General features: G+C 70.5%; 6 protein-coding genes. 2 read left to right on the top strand and 4 right to left on the bottom strand.

The window, feature by feature from the left end:
- Positions 1-672 precede the first annotated feature (672 nt).
- Positions 673-1,458: a hypothetical protein gene (locus ACFQ7F_RS35495; protein ID WP_383279938.1), complete on the top strand. Its 786-nt coding sequence runs from the start codon at positions 673-675 to the stop codon at positions 1,456-1,458.
- Here the strand turns inward: ACFQ7F_RS35495 and ACFQ7F_RS35500 are convergent.
- The 4 genes from ACFQ7F_RS35500 to ACFQ7F_RS35515 all read right to left on the bottom strand — a co-directional run bounded on the left by ACFQ7F_RS35500 (position 1,407) and on the right by ACFQ7F_RS35515 (position 4,182).
- On the bottom strand, positions 1,407-1,565 hold the full coding sequence (locus ACFQ7F_RS35500) for a DUF6760 family protein (RefSeq protein WP_383279940.1): 159 nt from the start codon (positions 1,563-1,565) through the stop codon (positions 1,407-1,409). The two genes, ACFQ7F_RS35495 and ACFQ7F_RS35500, sit on opposite strands and share 52 nt — an antisense overlap.
- Positions 1,562-2,068 carry a hypothetical protein gene (locus ACFQ7F_RS35505; protein WP_383279943.1) on the bottom strand — a complete coding sequence of 169 codons (507 nt, stop codon included), beginning with the start codon at positions 2,066-2,068 and terminating at the stop codon, positions 1,562-1,564. Before ACFQ7F_RS35505 ends, ACFQ7F_RS35500 begins: the two co-directional genes overlap by 4 nt.
- Positions 2,068-2,511 carry a phage tail protein gene (locus ACFQ7F_RS35510; RefSeq protein WP_383279946.1) on the bottom strand — a complete coding sequence of 148 codons (444 nt, stop codon included), beginning with the start codon at positions 2,509-2,511 and terminating at the stop codon, positions 2,068-2,070. Before ACFQ7F_RS35510 ends, ACFQ7F_RS35505 begins: the two co-directional genes overlap by 1 nt.
- A gap of 75 nt (positions 2,512-2,586) precedes the next feature.
- Positions 2,587-4,182 carry a phage tail sheath subtilisin-like domain-containing protein gene (locus ACFQ7F_RS35515; RefSeq protein WP_383279949.1) on the bottom strand — a complete coding sequence of 532 codons (1,596 nt, stop codon included), beginning with the start codon at positions 4,180-4,182 and terminating at the stop codon, positions 2,587-2,589.
- Between the two features lie 426 nt (positions 4,183-4,608).
- On the opposite strand from ACFQ7F_RS35515, the gene ACFQ7F_RS35520 reads away from it, so the two are divergent.
- Positions 4,609-6,015, top strand: coding sequence for a hydrolase (locus tag ACFQ7F_RS35520; protein ID WP_383279952.1), 1,407 nt, complete (start codon positions 4,609-4,611; stop codon positions 6,013-6,015).
- Positions 6,016-6,077: the final 62 nt, after the last annotated feature.

Consider the following 6,077-nt stretch of genomic DNA (forward strand, 5'->3'; position numbering starts at 1 on the left):
GGTGATGAAGCGGCAGGCGACGAGGTGCCAGCCGGTGATGCGGTACTCGGCGAAGCGGCGGCCGACGATGCAGTAGCCGACGTAGCGGCACTCGACGAAGCGGCAGCCGGTGACGCGGCCCTCGATGAAGCGGCAGCCGACGTCGTAGCAGCCGATGTCACGGGAGCTGGTGTCACGGGAGCCGACGGAGCAGTCGGCTCGGGCGCAGGCTCCCGACGGGCCACAGGCAGGACCCGGCGCTGTACGGCCGTAGGCGCGACCGGCGCCTTGGTCAGGGCGAGGGGTCGCGTGGCCGCCTGGGGCGTCGAAGCCGGGGCGGGCGTCACGCGTACCCCACGGGCCGGGGCGGGCAAGGGCGTTGCAGCGCCCTGCGCACGGGGCGGCGTAACTGCCGACGCCCCCTTCCCCTCCTGCGCGGCATGCGAGCGCTGCACGGTCCGGGAGCCGGGGCTCTGCCTGCCGGAAGGCTGCACTCCAGGATTCCGTGCGGGATTCCGTGCCAGCCGCTGTGTGACAGGTGCAGGCACAGGCACCCCGGGTGCTCCAGAACTCCGGACGGCAGGCGCTCCCGCACCTTGCACTCCGGGCGCCGCAACACGCTGCAGCGGTACGGGAGCCACCACCGGAGTCTGCCCCGGACCTCCAACGACCCCTACAGGCGCGGCAGATGCCGTGGGCCCCGGCCGTCTGCCGGGGCCCACGGGGGCGGTGCGCCCGGCGGTCGACCCTGCCGATCCCACCGGTCCCGCCGCTCCCACGGTCCCCACCGGTCGACGGGATGCGGCAGGCCCCTTCGGGCCGCCGGACGCACCTGACTTCGGCGCCTCCGCTCCGGATACCTCCGCAGCGGCAGGCGGTGCGGGCGCGGCGGGCGTCGACTCCGCCCGCTGCACCTCACGCAGCGGCGCCACCGGCAGGCGGCGCGCTGACGGGGGCGGCGACGCGGGTGTCCAGGGCGCCGCGCTCGCGGCCCCCTCGAGCCCGGTGATCGGCCGCGCCGTGTCGCTCAGTGCCGCGGGCGACGTAGAGAAGGCGGAGGAAAGCAGGCTGCTCGACGACGCCCCGTCCAGGAGGCCGATGCGGGACAACGTCGCAGTGAACGAGGGGTTCTGCCACGTGGGCAGCCGCATGCCGAACGCGGAGTCCGCGACGCCGGACCCGCCGTCGCGCACGGACCGCTGGATCGGCGGCAGCCCGGACCACGCACCCGCGGTCCTCCCGGCACCGCCGGACGCGGCGTCGCCGACCGACGGGACCGCGGCGGCACCACCGGCACTACTGGCACCACCGGCACTACTGGCACCACCGGTACCGCCGTCACCACCCCCGCCACCGACATCCGGCTCGGCAGCGCCATCAACCGCGCTCCCGCCCCGGCCCCTCAGCCTGTCGAAGAATCCCACCGCTCAGCCCTCCGCCCCGGCGAGCGTCACGAAGGACGCGATCTGGTCCGCGTAGAGGCGGCGGTCATGGTGCTCCAGATCCAGGATCGTCTCCAGACCCCAGTGGAAGTGATAGGCGACGTACGCGATCTCCTCGTGCAGTCGGTCGGTCGCGTACGTCACGATTCCCCCAGGCGGCTCCCGCCGAGTTCCACCTCGAACGGCTCGGAGCAGTGCGGGCACTCCACGGCGGCGCGGGTGTGCCCCTCGGCGTTGATCTGTCGGTAGAAGTCCTGGAGGAACGCCAGGTCGGAGGCGAACAGGTTCTCCACCGTCCCGTCGTGCACCGACGGCAGCGTGCCCAGGCGCGTGATGACCCGGCCCAGGAGCACCACCGACAGGTAGGCCGGGTTCTCCTGGACGCGGACGTCACGCAGCGGGATCAGTTCGTCCCGCGCCGTCGACAGGCGCATCACGCCGTCCCGGTGCACGGTCCCCGCCTCGTCCACGTATCCACGCGGCAGCTGAAAGGGAAACTCCGTGCGCAGGACCCGCGGTGCGGTGTCGGGCTGAGCGGCGGAGGGAGCCTGAGCGGGGGACTCCGCTCCCCCCGCCGCGGTCTGAGTGGCCGGGGGAGCCGCGACGAGTGTGCCCGCGTCCGGCGCACCTGCAGCCTTGCGCCGCATTACTCGATGACCAGTTCTTCGAAGACGATGGTCACGGTCTCGGTGAGCACGGCGGCCTCGCCGGCCTTCAGGCTGCTGGCGTCGATCTTGTTGCACCAGGCGTTGCGCAGGTTGTACCGCTTCACCGGGTTGTCCTGGTAATCCATCATGATGATGGAGGCGTTCTTGCGGGCCGTGCTCATCTGGCCGTTGATCGAGTCGTTGATCCACTGCGTGAACGCGGACGACTGGGTCATGCCGCGCACCACGGTGCACTGCCCGTTCTTCTTCACGCCCGGCAGGATGTTGATGTCGATCTTCCCCTGCGCGGTGTTCTGCTGGCTGACGATGATGTCCTGTTCGAGGGTCAGACCGCTGACCTCCTGGAGGTACTCGACCATCACGCCGTCGATCTGCAGACCGAAGTTGTGTGAAGTGAGGGAGTCACCCTGCATGAGACTCATGGAATCGCTGTCCTTCTAAGGCTTCGTGGCGATGTTCGTGGCGATGGCGTACGAGGATGGAGGGCGGACGGCGGCCTACTCGTCCAACTCCCCGCTGCCGCTGGAGAACTGGGACAGGCGGAAGATCACGAACTCCGCGGGCTTGACCGGCGCGACGCCGATCTCGCACACGACCCGGCCCAGGTCGACCGACTCCGGAGGGTTGGTCTCCTCGTCACACTTGACGTAGAACGCGTCCTCGGGCCGCTGGCCGAAGAGCGCGCCGTTGCGCCACTCGGTGATCAGGAACGCCGAGATGTTGCGCCGGATCCGGGCCCACAGCGCGTGGTCGTTCGGCTCGAACACCACCCACTGGGTGCCGATCAGGACCGACTCCTCCAGGTAGTTGAAGTACCGGCGGATGTTCAGGTAGCGCCACTCGGGGTCGGAGGAGAGGGTGCGCGCGCCCCAGACGCGGATGCCGCGGCCGGGGAAGGAGCGGATGCAGTTGACGCCGATGGGGTTGAGCAGGTCCTGCTCGCCGCGGGTGATCTGCAGCTCCAGGTCGACCGCGCCGCGTACGACCTCGTTGGCGGGGGCCTTGTGTACGCCGCGCTCGGAGTCGTTGCGGGCCCAGATGCCGGCGATGTGACCGCTCGGCGGCATCAGGCGGGCCTTGCCCGACGCCGGGTCGAAGGTCTTCAGCCAGGGGTAGTACAGGGCCGCGTACTTGGAGTCGTAGCCGGCCGTCTCCTGGCGCCACACCCGTATCTGACGGGCATTCAGGCTCGGGGGCGGGTCGATGACCGCGACCCGGTCGCCCATCAGCTCGCAGTGGGCGATGAGCCCGAGCTGCACGGCCTTGACGGCCTCCAGGTCGATCGCGCCCTGCTGGTAGGCGGCCATCAGGTCCGGGACGGCCACCATGGAGATCTCGTCGATCGCCTCCAGGCCGCCGAAGCCGGTGCGGTCGGCGGAGTCGCCGAGGTACTTGGCCGGGCCGGGGTGCGAGGGCGTGTCCTGCTCCACGGCCGCGGGCACGGGGGCCGTGGCGGGGGGCGTGGGCAGGGCGACGGTCTGGTTCTCCGGCCGTACGAGCTGCGCTCCGGACGCGTTCTCCGTCACGGTGATGAGCTTGGAGCGCTCCTTGACCTGGGTGACGACGTACGACCTGTTGCCCTTCTTGGCGCTCACGTCGAAGGTCTCGACCGGCTTGTCGCCGCTCTTGACGATCAACTTGAAGCGCTCCGCGGGGCCTTCGCCCTCGGGGTCTGCGACCTCAACGGTCAGCTGGCCGTTCGTGCCGGGGGCCGTGGCCGCCACGGAGAACGCACCGAGCTGCTTCGGCTCGGCGGCGGGCAGCGCTGCGGTGGGCGCCCCGCCGGTCACCGCGGCAGGGGCATTGCCGTCTCCGGAGGAGCCTTCGGCGGAGCCGCCCACCCGGATCACGTAGGCGGCGGATCCACCGTTGTTGAAGAAGCCGTAGACGGAGTGCGCGAGGTAGTACCCGTCGGTGAAGTCGCCGAAGGCGGCCACGTACTGGGTCCAGTTGGTCACCAGCGTGGGCTCGTTCAGGGTTCCGGTCGGCGCGAGTCCGACGAAGGCCGCCACGGAGGTGCCCACCCCCTCGATCGGACGCGAACCGCTGGCGACCTCCTCGACGTAGACGCCGGGCGACAAGTAGGACGGCATGCTCTGTTCTCCTCGGGGTACGAGACGGGACTCCTACAGCCTGGTCGGTGCGGGCCGCCGCCGAAATGGCCTCCGGTGCCGGTTGCCGGGCAAACCCGTTGCCCGCAAGGGCACTTCGCCGTGGCGCGGAACCCGGCGCCCGGCCACCCCGCCCGTGACGGTGCCCGCACGGCTGCCCCTTCGGCCCTGCCCGGACGGGAGATGGCCGGGTAGGGGTGGTGGATCAGCCTTCGTTCCCCCCAGCGGCAGGGCCACTTGGACCGCGACGGACGGGCCCGGCCGACCGACCGCATGAACGGGGAGTGAAGTTCGGGTCGAGGCACGGGCGTCCGGCGGTCCGGGCAGCACATGTCGCTGCCCCTCCAGGCAACCAGTTCTGCCCGGCGGACTCCTGACGGACCGCGCAGGCTCTCCTAGCGTCGTGGCGTGAGCCTTTGGACTTCCCTAGAACCCGCCTCCGCGACCGTCGATCCCGGCAGCAGCACCACGGTGCGGCTGAAGCTGCGCAACACCGGTGACATCGTCGACGAGTACCGCTTTGAACCGGTCGGTGACCTCACCCCCTGGACCAGAGTGGAGCCGCCATCGCTGCGGCTGTACCCGGGGACGACGGGCACGGTGGAGCTGACCTTCGCGCCGCCACGTACGCCGGACGCGACCGCAGGACCCAATCCGTACGGCGTGCGGATCACTCCGACAGAACATCCCGACGCCGTCACCGTCCCCGAGGGCAACCTCACCATCACCCCCTTCACCGAGGTGCGTGCCGAGTTGGTGCCGCCGACGGTGAAGGGACGCTTCCGGGGGCGGCCGCGGCTTGCGGTGGACAACCTCGGCAACACCAAGGTCACCGCCTCGCTCAGCGGCAGCGACAACGGGGACCGGCTGTCGTACGACCTCCAGCCGAGCAATATCCAGATCGAGCCGGGCCGGGCCGCGTTCGTGAAGACGACGCTTCGGCCCCGGCAGATCACCTGGTTCGGTTCCAAGCAGGAGCAGCCCTACTCGCTGGCCGTGCGCCGCTCCGGCACCGAGCCGATGGACGTGAACGGCACCTTCGTACAGCGCGGGATCCTGCCGGGCTGGCTGGCCACCACTTTCGGGCTGCTCCTCGCCGTGACGATCGCCTTCGTGGTGATCTGGCTGTCGTACCGGCCGCAAGTGGCGAGCGTGGCGAAGGAGAAGCCGGAGGCAGCCGGAAATATCGCGCCGTCCAGCTCGCCCCCTCCGATCAGCAGCCCGCCGCCCGAGCCCGAGGACAAGCCGTCCGACTCCGCTGAGAAGCCCGGTGGCGGTGGCTCGGACGACGAAAAGGGCGGCGGCGGAGGCGGTGGTGGCGGGGGAGACAAGCCCGCGAAACCCAGGAAGGAGACCGCGGCCGACGCGGTGCGCAAGCTCTCCGAGCGCAGCGAGGGCCGCCACATCTGCTACCGCGCCCTGGTCAAGGGAGAGGGCTGGCAGGACCCGGTGTGTGACGGCGTCGAGGCCGGCACGGTCGGCAAGGGGAAGGCCATCAAGGCGCTGAACATCGCGGTGATCGGCACCAAGGGCGTCACGGGCACCGGCGCCTGGGTGGGCGAAGGGTGGCGGAAAGAGATCCCGTGGGCGGAGAAGGAGGACGGGAAGAACATGTACTTCGGCAGCTCCAAGAGCGAAGACCCCCCGCTGGAGGGATACACCTTCAAGGTCTTCGACGGCTCCGTGTGCAGTGACGCCTATGTGAAGGACAGGAAGTGGATGGGGCCCGTGTGCACCGACCCCGGCGGGTGGAAGTACCACGGGAGCCCGATCGAGCAGTATCAGCAGCTGGAGGCGGTCCGCTTCAAGGTGTGACGGCCACCGCCCGCAGCCCCCGCCCCCCCCCAGTAGACGGCCCGGCCCCCCACCACAGACGG

Source organism: Streptomyces sp. NPDC056486, from assembly GCF_042795295.1.
Lineage (GTDB): Bacteria > Actinomycetota > Actinomycetes > Streptomycetales > Streptomycetaceae > Streptomyces.